The organism is Marinobacter sp. S0848L, from assembly GCF_023016065.1.
Lineage (GTDB): Bacteria > Pseudomonadota > Gammaproteobacteria > Pseudomonadales > Oleiphilaceae > Marinobacter.
On sequence record NZ_JALKAQ010000001.1, the window covers coordinates 569,702 to 585,467 of the forward strand.

Below are 15,766 nucleotides of genomic sequence, written 5' to 3' on the forward strand. Positions count from 1 at the left end.
GCTGTATCAATGCGATTACGGTTTTTCTGGCACGCAATCTGCGGACCTCCCGTGGTAAATGGGATAGTTACAGCGACAGACACTGTCGCCGCAGGTCACACAGGACAGTGGCCGGGTATAACGCCGTACCGGTAAAGCAGTCTTCCCTGAACGACTGGCAGCCCTATTTCCAAGGCACACTCCTGCGGAGCAACGTCTATATGGAAAAGCGACCGCTTGTATGGTTGTCAGCGGCACACCAAAACACCTTCACCCGAGGCGTGTTACAGCCATGCTGGCACCTGATTGAATACGATTTTTATCAACCGGTACCGTTGTTTCCCAACACACCCGAAGCGGCGAAAGTGGGTGTGCTGGAACTCCCGGAAAACGTCGAGGACGACCTGCCGAAACTGGAAAGCTGGCTTGAGACCCTCGGCATGATGTATTGGGTCGCCATTGCCCCGGAAAAGCCAGACAGCCAAACCTCTACTGCCCATCTGATCGTTCGTTATTGCTCCGACTTTCATACCCAACCCGTAGATACGGAACGCTTAAACACCGTGCTGGGCCATCTGTGGGGTATGGCATCTATGAAGGAAAGTACCTGCCGCGCCAACCTACACGATTATGGCGATTTGGCTCTGCTGGGAAACTCGCCCGCCATTCAGAAAGTGCATAGCCTTTTGCGGCGTTATTCAGCCACTCTGGAATCGGTTCTGATCAGCGGTGAAAGCAGCACAGGAAAAGACGCAAGCGCCCGGTTTATCCACCGCCACTCTATACGTGCCACCGGCCCATTAATCTTCGTGAATTGCGCCGCGCTACCCAGCACGCTTACCCAAAGTGAACTGTTTGGCTACGAAAAAGGCGCATTTACCAGCGCTCAACAATCCCATCCGGGCCGGCTTGAACAGGCAAACGGGGGAACACTGGTCTTTTCGGGTATCAACGAGCTGCATCTGGAACAACAATCCGCGTTGCTTCGTTTTCTGCAGGAAGGCGAGGTTCAGCGTGTCGGTAGCAATTCGCGCATTTCAGCGAACGGCCGAGTCATCGCAACCACCACCCAGCCCTTGCCCGAGCTGGTTGCCGTGGGGTTGTTCCGAAGTGATGTGTATTTCCGCCTGGGGAACCTTGAAGTGGTGCTTCCACCATTACGGGATCGTTGCGAAGACATTCCAACCCTGGCTCAGGCTCTTCTTGACGCTTCGTTTCCCGGCATGAAACAAAAGAGCCTCAGCAGCGCCGCCATGCATTGTCTGATTAACCACTCATGGCCCGGCAACCTGCAAGAGCTGCAAAACCGCTTACGTCGGGGCGTTCTGCTCAGCGAACAAAGCACCATCGAACCCAGCGATTTAGGGCTACGCCCCCTCGGGGCCGGCCGATCTCAGCCATCTAATCTGAGCCTTCAATCGTTCCGGGACCTAGCCGACCAACAAGCCCTCGTTTGCAGCCTGCGCCTGTCCAACAACAACCTGTCTGAAGCGGCACGGGTTCTGAAGATATCGCGCGCGTCTTTCTACCGTTTGCTCAAAAAACACGCACCCCACTCTGCCAGCCAGCCTTTTCAGCAAAAACCTGCACCCAAGGGAGACACCACATGAAAACCAAAACCGGATACCTGATCGCGCTCAGCCTGTGCCTGTCACCCGTGAGCAGCTTTGCAAAACCGGAACACCAAATGCGCCCCGGCGCGGTTACTGAAGCTCGAAAAAAAGCAGCACAGGAGCAAGAGAAAGCCTCAGACATTGCGTCCATCACCGCTGACCGCGGCATCGTTACGAAGCCCGGCCGGTTTATCATTGAACCGGCACTGTCTCATGCTCACAGCACCTCCACTCTGGTGGCCATCGAAGGCTATACCGTTATTCCGGCCCTGCTAATTGGCCTGATTAACATATCCGAGGTTCAACGGGATATTTTTGTTGGGGCGATATCATTCAAGTACGGTTTCACCAGCCGGCTGGAAACTTCCTTACGCATTCCCTATTTGAGTATTAACGAAGACATACGCGAGCGTGATGTTTTTGACGGCACGCCCGTTGACACCCTCAGAGAGTCGTCCGGCGACGGATTGGGGGATATCGAACTCACGGTGCGCTATCAACTCAACGATGGCCTTGGGGGCTGGCCCTACGTGATCAGCTCGCTCAGAGTGAAAGCGCCGACCGGCGAAAGTCCCTACGATGTCGATCAGGAGACTATTACCGACAGCCAAGGCAATCCGATCGGCGTTGAACTCACTGACCGCCCCACCGGCTCGGGTTTCTGGTCGTTCGAACCGGGCTTGTCGTTTATTTACCCGTCGGACCCGGCCGTTCTGTACGGCAACCTGAGCTATGTCTACACCCTGAAAGACGACAAGGGTTTTGAAAACGGCAACACCATTGATCCGGGAAACGTTGTGCGCTTCGGTTTCGGCATGGGGTTCGCCTTTAACGAGCGAACATCGTTCAGCATCGGCTATGACCAATCGATTATTGGCGACACCTCCTATGAACGTGACCTTGACATGTTTGCCGCCAACTTTGATCGCATTCAGATTGGATCGCTGTCGTTCGGACTGTCGCAACGAGTGAGATCGAACGCCACACTGAGCCTTACGGTCAACGTTGGCGTAACGGAATCGGCGCCAGACACTGAAATCACACTGAAACTGCCCATCAGCTTCTAACTTAGGGCGGGCGATTTCACCCGGGCGATCTAGCGGCCTAAAAACGGCAGGGTGGGGTTTTTCATGTGATCCGGGAGTCGATAGCCGGCCCCCAGGTTTCTTAATTCGATATTAAGCTGGCGTGCATTCTGGATAACCGTGCCATTCAGATCATTCTGGATCAGCGTCAGCCAGCCCCCGGAACCCGAGGATGCAGACACCAGGGCCTGCCCGTTCGGGGTGGCATCCACCAGGCTGAGCATGCTCTGAACCTGGTGGGGCACCACGCTTTCATTGCCCATCTGATTGAGGTTCGGAATCGTCAAACGATTCACCGCCAGGGTGTCTCCATTAACCGAAATAACCTGTTCAAGCCCGATCGAAATCTCGAAGTTGTCGAGAACAAATCCTCCTCGTTGCGCAGCAAGTTCGACATCGGTCAACGGCTGCGCAACCGACAGGCTTTCCGCGTTAACAGGCAGGACGCCCGCAACCAACCCGACCACCAGCCCGAACACCCAAACTCCGTATCGATGTTTCATGGCGCTACCACTCCCTAGACGACGGCCAGTATGGCAAGGTATGGCCAAGTGACGGACCGTCCTGTCCTTTATTCAAAGGAGCCCGCACGACCTGTGGCCAGTCTCCTGCCGCAAGGAACGTGCTACGCCCCTGCTTGACGTGGCTGCGGATTACAAACGCAGCTCCATCCCAATATCCTTCAAATTCAGCCCGTGAATACGCTTTTAATCCGCGCGCGGGGTCCCCAACCAACACCTCATCGTCGCTGATCCCTTTGATGACCACAAAGTGACGAAAACCCTCAAGATTCATCAGCACAATCACCGGCAAACTCACCTGCTCCCGTATACCCGATAGCGGCATGCGAAAGCCGTCAGCCTGGTAACCTTTCGATGCCAGAAACCGCTTCATGTCCAGCATGGAGAAACCTTCTTTACGCACTTTTTCTGGATCCGCTATCGCGAACATTCCGGTGAACACGTCCTGTTCCGAAACGTCGTGGCTGTAGTGGTAAGTGAGCAATGAAGCAATAGCGGCCGAGCCGCAACTGTAGTCATACTGCTGCTGCATCACCGAACTGAAACGCTGCTCCCTGAAACTGCTGACATCAACCGACAACTCACCCGCCAGCCCCGGCAAGGTAACGGTGCCAGCGAACGCGGTGGACCAGAGAACCACAGCGCCAACAAAACTGACGACAAACAGCTGCTTAACCATGGCCCACCTCCTGTCAGCGATTGATCAGAATGTTTACCTGAGTGCTGTCCTGGATCACCACTTGGTTTCCGCTGTTCTGGATCACCGTTGCGATACCGCTCATGTTGTCGAAGGCATGGTCGGAAATGCTGTTTGCTCCGGTCACCACATTGCCTGACAACCTGTTACCCGTCACCGTCGCCATCTGGTCGGTATCGTTAAACTGCAACTGTAACGGTACGCCCTGACGACCACTGGATTCAGCCAACTGGTCCGGCGCCAAAGGCTCTACGTCGAGCAATCCCTCCGCATATGCCAAGCCGCACCACATCAACGACAGTACACAGATCACCCCTTTGATGTATCCCATGACGGTTCCTCCCGGAACGCACGGCCGCACCGTTAATCCGGTGCGACCGGTCTTCCTCAGTTACCGCCGGTGGTCAGGTTAGACATCACACTGACGTTCGCCTGAGTGACACTGCCATGCCCGGTGTTCTGGGAAATTGCACCCACACCGGTGAAGTTAGCGGAACCACCCGAGATTTCGTTGTGGTTCATAACGTCGGTGTAAGAGCCTTCAGCATTGGCGTCGCCATAAGTAACGCTGGTGCCGCTTACTGTACCGGCCAGGTCTGCATTGTTCAGGAACACATGCAGGTTCAGGTTGGCAGTACTGTTATCGGAGTTATCGGAGTTATCCGAGTTGTCGTTGTTGCTGTCCGCTGTGTTGTACGAATCATTGGTGCTGTTGTCAGCGTTGTCAGAGTTGTCAGAGTTATCGGAGTTGTCGGAGTTATCCGAGTTGTCCGAGTTATCTGAGTTATCTGAATTGTCGTTGTTGCTGTCTGCTACGTTGTTCGAATTGCGGGTACTGTTATCCGAGTTGTCAGAGTTATCGGAATTATCCGAGTTGTCTGAATTGTCGGAGTTATCAGAACTGTCTGAATTGTCCGAGCTATCAGAGTTGCCACTGTCTGCGATCTTGAACGAATCGGTCACATTGGTGCTGTTATCCGAGCTGTCGGAATTGTCAGAGTTATCCGAATTATCGGAGTTGTCTGAGTTATCCGAGTTGTCGGAGTTATCGGAATTATCTGAGTTATCCGACATATCATTACCACTGTCAGCGATTTTGAACGAATCGGTCACATTGGCGCTGTTGTCGGAGTTATCAGAGTTGTCTGCATTATCCGAATTATCGGAGTTGTCTGAATTGTCCGAGTTATCGGAGTTGTCAGACATGTCGTTACCACTGTCCGCTATTTTGAACGAATCTGTGGCGGTAGCACTGTTGTCGGAGTTATCCGAATTATCCGAATTGTCGGAATTGTTCGAGTTATCCGAATTGTTCGAACTATCCGGGTAATTCGAGTTGTCGTTACCCGAATTGGTGTTTCCGGAATTGTCATTGTTAGCCGTCGCGTTATCGACAGCATTGGTGTTCGGGTCACCGTCACCACCTACATCTGCATAGGCCACACCTGACAAGCCCAGACCTAATGCAACAGCAATCGCTAGCAAGCTTTTCTGAGTTTTCATGATATCGCTTCCTTCTAACATCATTGCACTTCTCTTTGGCCCGCCCCGCTCGACTACTGTTGCTGACATCCGAATAGGTCAGACCCTCGAAAGCACTAAAGCCATTACCGTGCCACATTGCCCTCATAAATTGTCAGGCCTCTGATTTTTAAGAGAATAAAAAAGAAATGCCGTTCGTTATTGCGCATCACCGCCGCTCCAGACTGTTTCAAATCTGGTACAACCGCGCGCTTCAGGACAGGGGTTTCTCAAAATATGCGTTCACTTTCAGACTGTTAGCGATTGAACACTTGTCAGCCTTTCTGACGTTATTCCAGACACAAAAAAAGCGGCCCCGTTTCCGGGGCCGCTTTTAAACACTGCTTAGGTCGTCGAGATTAGATGTTCTCGAACTGACCCATAGTGTTGTCTTTACCGCCAGCCTTCAGCGCAGCTTCACCTGCGAAGAATTCTTTGTGGTCGTCACCGATGTTAGAACCAGCCATGTCCTGGTGCTTAACAGTAGCGATGCCCTGACGGATTTCCTGACGCTGAACACCAGCAACGTAAGCCAGCATACCTTCGTCACCGAAGTAGCCTTTCGCCAGGTTGTCAGTAGACAGAGCGGCAGTGTGGTAAGTCGGCAGAGTGATCAAGTGGTGGAATACACCCGCTTCACGTGACGCGTCACGCTGGAAGTTACGAGTCCACTCATCAGCCAGCTCAGCCAGCTCGGTGCCGTCGTAGTCAGCACTCATCAGACGGTCGCGATCGTACGCAGATACGTCTTTACCTTCTTCCTTCCAAGCATCGAATACCTGCTGACGGAAGTTCAGAGTCCAGTTGAAGGACGGGCTGTTGTTGTAAACCAGCTTGGCATCGGGAACAACTTCCTTGATGCGGTTTACCATGCCAGCGATCTGACCAACGTGAGGCTTCTCAGTCTCGATCCACAGCATGTCTGCGCCGTTCTGCAGGGAAGTGATGCAGTCCAGAACAACACGGTCTTCACCAGAGCCAGCTTTGAACTGGAACAGGCCAGATGCCAGACGCTTCGGCTTCAGCAGCTTGCCGTCAGACTTGATCACAACGTCGCCGTTCTCGATCTGGGAAGCGTCTTCGATGTACTCGCCATCGATGAAGCTGTTGTACTTGTCGCCCAGGTCACCCGGCTCGTTAGTTACAGCGATCTGCTTGGTCAGGCCAGCACCCAGTGAGTCGGTACGAGCAACGATAACACCGTCGTCTACACCCAGCTCAAGGAACGCCAGACGAACAGCGTTGATCTTAGACAGGAAGTCGGCGTGAGGAACGGTTACTTTACCGTCTTGGTGGCCACACTGCTTCTCGTCAGAAACCTGGTTTTCGATCTGGATGCAGCATGCACCCGCTTCGATCATCTTCTTAGCCAGCAGGTAAGTCGCTTCGTCGTTACCGAAACCAGCGTCGATGTCAGCAATGATCGGTACAACGTGAGTTTCGTGGTTGTCGATCTGCTTGATCAGCTCTTCAGCTTTAGCAGTGTCACCAGCTTTCTCAGCGGCTTCCAGGTCACGGAACAAGTGGTTCAGTTCCCAGGCATCGGCTTGACGCAGGAAGGTGTACAGCTCTTCGATCAGGCCAGGAACAGAAGTCTTCTCGTGCATAGACTGGTCAGGCAGAGGACCGAACTCGGAACGCAGAGCGGCAACCATCCAGCCAGACAGGTACAGGTAACGACGCTTGGTGCTACCGAAGTGTTTCTTGATAGAGATCAGCTTCTGCTGACCAATGAAACCGTGCCAGCAACCCAGAGACTGAGTGTACTTGGAAGTGTCGGCATCGTAAGCGGCCATGTCTTCGCGCATGATCTTCGCGGTGTACTTAGCGATGTCCAGACCAGTCTTGAATTTGTTCTGGGCGCGCATGCGGGCAGCGTGCTTAGGGTTGATGGCGTTCCAGGTCGGGTTTTGCTTGACGAGGGATGCGATCTGATCAACGTCTTGTGAGTAGGGCATGATCTCTATCCTTTCTACGTTTGTGTTCAAAAGGGGCGAATTACTGCTGCCAGGCAGTAGTCGCTGCCAGCCTGCTAGTAAGTGGCGAGCATTGGCTGACGTTGGGCGACACTTTACTGCCTTCAATCTTATAATTGAAATTTATATTATGTATTTCCGGCATTTTTCTTATGAATAGTGCGTCGAACCACTTTCACCTCAAACACTTGCAGTTCTCACTCTTTCTCAAAGGCGTTGGGCGCCGCTCAGGTTCGACACATCACCAGAAGCTGGTCACCTTTGCGAAGGTCCAGGTATTGCTTTCGCGGTGGGTTTATCTGCAGATGCCGCCCACGCTCATCGACCGCTTCACGACGAACGCCCAGAGCGATCTCTCCTCTGGCCGCCAGAGTTTTCTCCAGAAACTGAAAATCCGCACTGGCGGGCAGGGGGTAATCGTCAGGATCCCGGAACTGGATTTCCGCGCCCCCCACGGTAAACAACTCGTCGAGCACCACTCTCAACTCCCGGCGCAGCGCCACCTGCGCCAGCACATGGCTCAGAATCATCGGGCTTATCAGCATCTCGCTCTGATGGTTATGCATCAGATGCCGGTTGTCCGGATCACTCAACTCCAACAACACCTGCGGCCTTACCCGAGTTTCCGCCAGTATGTCTTCCAGCTGCAGGTACCCCACCATTGCACGGGCGTCGGCTTCTTCGTCTGAGCCGATTCGGTCGCTGCTCAACAGCATCACCGTGTCGTATGACGCCGGGTCGAGCTTGCGGAGCTCGCCTTCCACCATGTAGTCGGCCTCCAGTAAACGGCCGTTCACGTTACTCATATCCACACCGTAGCCCGACATTTCCCGTTGCCGGTCCTGCAAGGGTGTCGCCGAGACCATGTCCAGCTCGAACTCCCGGTCCGGGTAGCTGCCGAACTCCGCCACCAAGCCCGGCACCCGACGGTTCCAGCCCAGCACCAGCACACGGTGCCTGCCTTGTCGCGCCGTGGTTCTGGCTTGCGCCGGCAGCCGTTCAATAGGTGGCAGCGGTTCTCGCTTGGGATCCGGCCCGGTATCGGCATAGTCTCGGGCCAGCAACACCACCCGATCTTCGTTTCGAATCACGGTATCCGAAGAGGCCAGCAGATTGACCGTCCAACCTCCGGCCTGCGCCGGATGCAGCAGCCCTAACACGATCGCATCGGGCCTTTGTGCGGCCAGCTCTCCAAGCGTCAGGCCCTCAGCGGTTTCACCACCCCGAACAAAGATCTCATTGCCTTCACCAGCGGTCAGTAGTTCGTTGTAAACTTCCGACAAATTCGGGTGCAGAACGTTTTGCACCATTAACCGACTGATGGTGGAATCACCCGCAACCACCTCAACAGCCCCGGGATACGCCCGCTCAATCACCGACAACTTGCGCATATCCTGAATTTCGGCGACAACAAACGGCAGCGGTACACCCAAATGGCGGGCCTGTGCCGCAATCGACAGCAGCGCTTTTACCGTTTCCACATCCGAGGTTACCGGGCTTTCGGCATCGTAGCCCTGGCTCGGCACAATCACGGCGGCTGCATCCAAACAGGCCACACGATGTAAAGCATCAGGCTGAATCGCAGAACCGCTGCGCAGGATCACCTCACGGGCGCGCCGGCCCACCCCCGGCTCGTTACGCAGCTCGTAGAGTTGTTCAACACTGGCTTCGTCCGCCAGCACCACAAGGCGCAACCGTTGGGTGTCGTGCTTTTCCAGGAATCGCCGCATCCGGCCGGATGAACCAAACAACTCGGCGACAAGAGGGGGTGTTTGTGCGGTCCAGCCGAGCACGACCACATGATTTCTCAGGGTAACGGGGGTCAGCCCCAGCTCCAGATCCGTCATTTTGGCGATCAACCAACGGGTCAGAATGGCCACCAGGGTGCCCATAAACACCACATAACCAAGGAGCGTCAGCAGGGTCGAGACGATGCGCTGCCAGGCGCCGACGTCGTCGCCCAGATACCCCGGGTCAGTAAGGCGTAAAAACGCCCACCAGATCGCTGCGCCTGGGTCTTCAAACTCACCGCCTTGAGGCACCACCAACAGGCCACCGATAAGCGAGATCAGGCCTATAAAAAGCCCGACCACCAATAATTGAAAACCCGCGCCTTTCAGTAATTGGCGCTCCAGAACAAATTTGACTCGATCAATAATTCGAAATGGCAGCATGACGTCCCTCTTTTGAGAGCAGTTTAACGCAGATTCTGCAGAGAGCCAGAAGCGGCTGCCTCCAAAGCAGATGCCAACGTCGGATAGAACTGGCTGACACCCGGCTCCGGCTGCACGCCGGCACGGGCCAGAGTCCGCAGGGGCTGGAACTGAAGATCAGCAATGACTATCTGAGTGTTGGCCTCGCGACAACTCGCAATCAGTTTATTAAGCGCTGACAGGCCGCCGGCGTCCAACACAGTCACACCATCCATATACAAAACAAGCCCGCACGACTGCCGTGACAGCGCCGCCAACTCTCCAAAAATCCGGTCTGCCGCCGCGAAGAACAGCGGGCCATTAATTTTGAATACCTGCCAGTCTTCCGATAAGCCGAACTGCTTGACCCGCTCACTGCCGGAAATGTCAGTAACCTTGGTCATCTGCGCCATTTCCCGCATGAACAACACCGCCGCCAGCAGCACCCCTGCGGTTATGGCAATCACCATGTCCAGCACAACGGTCAGGCTGAAACAGGTCAGAAAAACCAAGACATCCATGCGCGGCGCGGTTTTCAGAAGGTGAACGGCTTTCGGCGCTTCACTCATATTCCAGGCCACCATGATTAATAAAGCCGCCATCGCGGGCATTGGAAGGTAGGCCAGCACGCCGGCCAGAGAAACCAACGCCAGCAAAACCACCAAGGCGTGGATCATCGCCGACACCGGAGACTCAGCACCGGCGCGATAGTTGGCAGCAGATCGGGCAATCGCGGCCGTCGCGGTAATGCCACCGAAAAACGGCACCACAATGTTGCCAATACCCTGCCCCATCAGCTCGCTATTCGCGCTGTGGCGCTTGCCGGTCATGCCATCCAGCACCACCGCACACAACAACGACTCAATGGCCCCTAACATGGCAATGGCAAACGCCGCCGGTAACAACTCCTGAAGCATCGCCCAAGACAAACCCACCGGTTCGCCATCTGCATTCAACTGCTGCCATGGCCAGGTAAATTCAGGCAAGAACGGCGGGATGCCAGCCCCTGTGCTGCCGTCCGGTAGCAAGTAGCTGAAGCGGGAACCTATGGTTTCAATTGCGGCTCCGTTGGCATTGAACCAAAGCGCCAACAGGCTACCAATCACCACCGCCGGTAGGTGCGGCGGCACCGGGGTTCTCAACCGGGGCCAAAGCAGCATAACCGCCAAGGTTGCTGCCGCGACCAAGGTACTCATGCCGTCGAGCGCTGGCATCTGCTGGGCCAGCACCGCCAGCTTGTCCCAATAGGGCTCGGGCATACTTTCAACCGACAAACCAAAGAAATCCTTGACCTGTAAGGTGGCAATGACCACCGCAATGCCACCGGTAAAGCCGAGCGTGACCGATTCCGGGATGTACTCGATAAAACGCCCTAAACGCATGAGCGCCATCATCACCAGCAGCACACCCGACATCAGCGTGGCCAGCAGCAAGCCGCCCAATCCATAGTTCTGGGCAATGGGGTATAAAATGACAACAAAAGCGGCGGTGGGGCCAGAGATGCTGAACCGGCTACCGCCCAACAACGCGATAATAAAGCCGGCAATGAAAGCGGTATACAAACCGTATTGGGGAGCCACACCACTAGCGATAGCCAGAGCCATAGCCAGTGGAATGGCGATGATGCCGACGGTAACACCGGCCATCACATCCTTGAAAAAACGGGAGCTGGTGTAACGCTCATCAACGCAGGCTTCGCGAAGTGCGTGGGCAAATCTCAAGGAAAAAAGATGAGCGCGATGCGGCATGAGCAAGCTCCAGGTTGCGAAGACAGGCTTACAATTATATGCTCATCGTAATAACATTCAATGTTAACCTGATTAACATGTAAGGCACTCTGAAATCATGACGAAAGAAAATCGTACCGCGCGCCTAACTCTTCTTATCGACCCCGACAAAAAAGCTGTATTCGAAGAACTCTGCAAGCAGGACGATGTCACCCCCTCTCAAAAGGTTCGGCAATTCATCCGCGAGTACGTGGAACAAAAACTGGGGGAAGATTGGCGCGAACAACGTACCAAAGACCTCGACTAACCAAGGCTGCCTGCGTTTATGATAAAGCTTTCACTCACTCCGCTGATCGCTGCGGCTGCGCTTATCTCATCGGGCTGCGCCCTAACGCAGGCACAAGGCGAAGCCGGCATCCCGGCACCGGCAACGCTATACGAAAGCGTAGTAATTGACTCAAACTCTCGCCAGCCGGTATCACTTGAATACGTCGCCGACGCACTGTCCAAAGCTGACGTCGTTATTGTTGGCGAGTATCACGGACACCCTGGCTCCCACCTGCTTCAGACCCGGTTGTTAAAACACCTGCACAACCAGAACCCGCACATCACCCTGACTCTGGAACAATTCAATCTAGACCATCAAAGCGATCTGGACGACTACCTCGCCGGCGAAACGGGTGAAGCGGAGATGATCGAAGATACCAATGCATGGGACAATTATCGCGGTTCATACCGGCCGATAGTGGAATACGCGCGCAACCACAATCTTCCGGTGATCGCGGCCAATGCCCCTGCGCAAACGGTTCGCTGTGTCGGTCGGATTGGGCCGGCTTATCTCAATGCGCTACCCGATAATCAACGGCAACAACTGCCCGCTCATCCCTTTCTGGACACGCCGGCGTATCGGGAAAAGTTTATTGAAGCCATTTCCGGTAGCCACGGTTCAAATGACCCGGCGATTTCAGAACGCATGGCCAGCGTCTACAAGGCGCAGCTGTTGCGCGACAACACCATGGCCAGCCGCATTTTGCAGGCTAGAAAAAACCACCCGGGGCATCAGGTACTACACCTGACCGGCACTTTTCACAGCGAAGAGGGTCTCGGCACCGTAGCTCTGCTGAAAAAGCGTGCGCCAAAGCTGTCTGTTGTTGTACTGAGCCCCGTATTTTGGGTTGCAGAGGAAGCATCTCCTTCTCTGGAGTCACAATTGGGCAAGGGCAACTTCTTATACTTGACCCAACCGTTGCCCAAGGAATATCGTGATCCCGACCGACAGAACAAAGCCATGAAACAGCGTTTTAGTGGCCGATCGGACACCCACTGCACCACCGAATAGTGAGCAACGACCAAAAGGAAATGGATCCATGAAAGTACTCGTTGCAGTCATCCTTGGGCTGAGCGTCGTTATCTCGGCCTCACTATTAAAGGATGGTCTCACCGGGCTGAAAACCGGAGACCGCTATGTCACCGTCAAAGGTGTCGCGGAACGGGAAGTGAACGCCGACCTCGCGCTCTGGCCTATTCGCTTTGTCGCCAGCGGTAAAACCCTGGAACAGGCTCAAGCAAAAGCCCGAAGCAGTCGGGAAGCCATCATGGCATTCCTGAAGTTCCAAGCCATTGAGAGCAGCGCGGTGGAGCTGCAAAGGCTCGACGTCACCGATACCCGGGCCAATCCGTATCAAGGTGAAGGCGAGCAGAAATTCATCGTCAATCAAACCCTGATGGTGCGCAGTACGCAGATCGATCGCATCCGCCATGCCGCCCAGAATGTCAGCGAACTGGTGGACTCCGGCGTCCTCTTGTCTTCCGACTACGGTCCCGGCGGCCCAACCTATCTATTCAACGGCCTGAACACCATCAAGCCGGAAATGATCGCCGAAGCCACCGAATCAGCCCGCGAGGCGGCAAGCCAGTTTGCCCGGGATGCCAACGCCAGTCTCGGCGGTTTGCGCAGAGCCAATCAGGGGGTATTCCAAATCCTTGCCCGGGATCAGGCACCCGGAATTTCTGAACAGCAGCAACCGGTGAAAATCGTACGAGTGGTTTCTACCTTCAACTACTATCTGGAATAACCTGTTACTGGGTTTGCACCATCTCATCGGTCACCAGATAGTCGCCGGCGAGCCAGCGCATAATTTCGCTGGCCGCCGGATGATCGAACGCATCGTAGGTGTGTGCCAAGGCCTGCTTGCGCTCATCACTCAAGCGCCCCAATCCTGCATCCTGGAGACTCAACAGGTCCTGCTGAATCTGATTTGCCAAGGCTTCACCCAGCAGCTCCCGGGCGGCATGGTGAAACGCTTGTCCGTACTGATAGTTCGGCCCTTGCCGATAGGATTCCAGCAATGTCAGCGCGGGTATTGCCGTTAACGTAGGTTGCAAAGCCGGATTAATGGCATGGCCGGCCAAGTGCGCCGCATTTGCTGCCGGCCGGCCGGTGAACGCCCTCAGGTGCAGGTGCCGTGACATTCGGTCGCCATCGTTCACCGGATAGTTGTCCCACAACACCGGCTTTCGGCCCAGCCGGTCGCCCACCCGTTTCAGGTGCCCCGAAGAGATTTCCCGGGAGCACACCTCTTCACCGGTCCAGAATACCCGCACATCCTTATCAAGCTCGGCACCCAAGGTTTCCAGATAGTCCGTAGGCCGCTCCCCAAACACCCGGTCAAGAACCGGGTCATCGGAGTAATAGGTTGGGCAGATACTGAACGTGGTGGCGTCGCTGTGAGCTTTCACCCAGCGCATAATCTCAGCCTGAGTACTGGCCAGCGACGGCGTGCTCGAGTGCATATCGTCAAACAGAATCGCCAGCTCCTGCACGCCAATTCGATCTAGCGCTTTCAGTTTTGCGGCCAGCGCGTGGCGCGCATTCTCGTCGAACTGATTGAAAATCTCGAACGGGCTCAACCCCACGCCAAAGCGCACGCCTTCGCGATTGCACAATTCGGCAAACGCGACCAAAGCGGCAAACTCGTCCGCCGGATGCGGTTCCTGCCAACGCCGTCGTAAATAAGGGTCAGCCTTGGGCGCGTACAAATAAAAACCATAACCATGCCCTGCCAGCGTTTTCAGCAACTTGCGTCGCTCGGTCCAGCTCCACATCGGGCCATAAAATCCCTCAATCACACCGAGTTCAACTGTCATACCTTGCTTGCTCCCTGACACTGGCTTTTAGACATCATACACCCGCGCTGAAACTCTCTACGAACCTTCAACCATGAACAGATGGTCAGTTGCGGGCAACCGAACTGTATACTTGCCCGCCTTCAGGCCGGCTATCATGAACCTACATCGTCACCGGAACGTACCAACGCCATGCAGAATAACCAAAGTCGCCTGACCGCCTTGGATGCACTTCGCGGCATTGCCGCGCTTGGCGTTGTTCTGTTTCATTATCTGCCTTACTACAACGAACTGTACGGTCACAGCTTTGACAGTCCGGCCTTCCTGGAGTTCGGGCGCTACGGTGTGCACCTGTTCTTCATGCTCAGCGGGTTCGTCATTTTCATGACCTTGGAGCGCACCCAAACCGCCGGCTGGTTTGGTCTTGCCCGAGCGTTCCGACTGCTACCCGCATTGTGGGCGGGCATCGCTTTGACCTTTCTGTCCGTGCATTGGCTGGGGCCCGAAGACCGAGCCGTCGCGCCGGTGTCGGCGCTTTTAAACATGACCCTTCTGCACGAATATCTGGAGCATCCGCATGTTGATGGCGCTTATTGGAGCTTGGTGATTGAAGCCACCTTCTACGTCTGGATCGCCCTGCTCTTCTATGGCTTGAAAAGCTGGCAACGACTCCGGCCCGTGCTCTGGTGCTGGACCGCCGTCAGCTATATCGGCGTACTCTGGTGGAAGGCCATCCCCGAACCAATGGACTTTCTGGTAAAGGACCTTCTGTTCGTGCGTTATGCCCCGCTGTTTATGAGTGGCATGCTGCTCTTTCGCTGGCACAAGTATGGCAAACCTCCTGGCACCGACGTTGCTTTGCTGGTGCTGACGATTGGCCATTGCCTGATCGCGTACAAAGCGCCCTACAATCTATTCGTACTGGCATGCTATGGCGTATTCATTCTGGCCGCGAGTGGTCGTTTGAACATGCTGTCACGGCCGGGGTTACTCTGGCTGGGCAGCATTTCCTACACCCTCTATCTGGTCCATCAGAATATCGGGTACGGGCTGATTACGCTGTTTTATCAATGGGGCGTGCCCGGGCCTGCAGGTGTTGCTCTGGCGCTTGCTGCCGCAATCGCTTTGGCTGCAGCCCTGCATTATGGCGTTGAAAAACCGGCCTTAAGGGCCTTCCGCCTGTGGCGCAACTATCGCACCCGAACCCCGGCTGTCAGCTCCGGAGAAAGTGCCTGAACGCGCTTTGCCAACCTCGTTCCCGCACTAGACATATGTCGTAATTCGCACATTTTTTGATGCACTCTGCCCGCCAAGCATGCAAACCTGAAC

14 protein-coding genes are annotated in these 15,766 nt (G+C 55.1%); 6 read left to right on the forward strand and 8 right to left on the reverse strand.

Going from position 1 to position 15,766, the window contains the following annotated elements:
* Positions 1-200: 200 nt before the first annotated feature.
* Entirely contained in the window at positions 201-1,589 is a 1,389-nt protein-coding gene (locus MWU64_RS02720; protein ID WP_247060531.1) for a sigma-54 dependent transcriptional regulator, read from the forward strand.
* Positions 1,586-2,659 (forward strand): transporter, encoded by a 1,074-nt coding sequence (locus MWU64_RS02725; RefSeq protein ID WP_247060533.1) that lies wholly within the window; start codon positions 1,586-1,588, stop codon positions 2,657-2,659. Before MWU64_RS02720 ends, MWU64_RS02725 begins: the two co-directional genes overlap by 4 nt.
* 29 nt (positions 2,660-2,688) lie before the next feature.
* On the opposite strand, the gene MWU64_RS02730 is transcribed toward MWU64_RS02725, so the two are convergent.
* The 7 genes from MWU64_RS02730 to dauA all read right to left on the reverse strand — a co-directional run bounded on the left by MWU64_RS02730 (position 2,689) and on the right by dauA (position 11,332).
* The gene (locus MWU64_RS02730; RefSeq protein ID WP_247060535.1) at positions 2,689-3,180 is read right to left on the reverse strand and encodes a hypothetical protein; all 492 of its coding nucleotides are present in this window, start codon (positions 3,178-3,180) and stop codon (positions 2,689-2,691) included.
* Positions 3,181-3,184: 4 nt separating this feature from the next.
* Complete coding sequence (locus MWU64_RS02735; RefSeq protein ID WP_247060537.1) at positions 3,185-3,877, reverse strand: C39 family peptidase; 693 nt, start codon at positions 3,875-3,877, stop codon at positions 3,185-3,187.
* Positions 3,878-3,890: 13 nt separating this feature from the next.
* A complete protein-coding gene (locus tag MWU64_RS02740; protein WP_247060545.1) occupies positions 3,891-4,226 on the reverse strand; it encodes a hypothetical protein in 336 nt (111 codons plus the stop codon).
* Positions 4,227-4,282: 56 nt separating this feature from the next.
* Positions 4,283-5,398 carry a hypothetical protein gene (locus tag MWU64_RS02745; RefSeq protein ID WP_247060547.1) on the reverse strand — a complete coding sequence of 372 codons (1,116 nt, stop codon included), beginning with the start codon at positions 5,396-5,398 and terminating at the stop codon, positions 4,283-4,285.
* Between the two features lie 377 nt (positions 5,399-5,775).
* Complete coding sequence (locus tag MWU64_RS02750) at positions 5,776-7,374, reverse strand: isocitrate lyase (RefSeq protein WP_247060549.1); 1,599 nt, start codon at positions 7,372-7,374, stop codon at positions 5,776-5,778.
* 245 nt (positions 7,375-7,619) lie between these two features.
* Entirely contained in the window at positions 7,620-9,566 is a 1,947-nt protein-coding gene (locus tag MWU64_RS02755) for an ion channel DMI1 (RefSeq protein WP_247060551.1), read from the reverse strand.
* Between the two features lie 23 nt (positions 9,567-9,589).
* Positions 9,590-11,332: a C4-dicarboxylic acid transporter DauA gene (dauA, locus tag MWU64_RS02760; RefSeq protein WP_247060556.1), complete on the reverse strand. Its 1,743-nt coding sequence runs from the start codon at positions 11,330-11,332 to the stop codon at positions 9,590-9,592.
* Positions 11,333-11,429: 97 nt separating this feature from the next.
* Here dauA and MWU64_RS02765 point away from each other — a divergent pair, with 97 nt between their 5' ends.
* From MWU64_RS02765 to MWU64_RS02775, 3 genes are read left to right on the forward strand one after another with little or no spacing between them, the layout of a single operon-like run.
* Positions 11,430-11,618 (forward strand): CopG family transcriptional regulator, encoded by a 189-nt coding sequence (locus tag MWU64_RS02765; RefSeq protein ID WP_133007315.1) that lies wholly within the window; start codon positions 11,430-11,432, stop codon positions 11,616-11,618.
* A gap of 18 nt (positions 11,619-11,636) precedes the next feature.
* Positions 11,637-12,650 (forward strand): ChaN family lipoprotein, encoded by a 1,014-nt coding sequence (locus MWU64_RS02770; protein ID WP_247060557.1) that lies wholly within the window; start codon positions 11,637-11,639, stop codon positions 12,648-12,650.
* Between the two features lie 28 nt (positions 12,651-12,678).
* A complete protein-coding gene (locus tag MWU64_RS02775) occupies positions 12,679-13,386 on the forward strand; it encodes an SIMPL domain-containing protein (RefSeq protein ID WP_247060559.1) in 708 nt (235 codons plus the stop codon).
* Between the two features lie 4 nt (positions 13,387-13,390).
* Here the strand turns inward: MWU64_RS02775 and MWU64_RS02780 are convergent, their stop codons facing one another.
* Complete coding sequence (locus tag MWU64_RS02780; protein ID WP_247060560.1) at positions 13,391-14,458, reverse strand: beta-N-acetylglucosaminidase domain-containing protein; 1,068 nt, start codon at positions 14,456-14,458, stop codon at positions 13,391-13,393.
* A gap of 171 nt (positions 14,459-14,629) precedes the next feature.
* On the opposite strand from MWU64_RS02780, the gene MWU64_RS02785 reads away from it, so the two are divergent.
* Positions 14,630-15,673, forward strand: a complete 1,044-nt coding sequence (locus tag MWU64_RS02785; protein ID WP_247060562.1) for an acyltransferase — start codon at positions 14,630-14,632, stop codon at positions 15,671-15,673.
* Positions 15,674-15,766 lie beyond the last annotated feature (93 nt).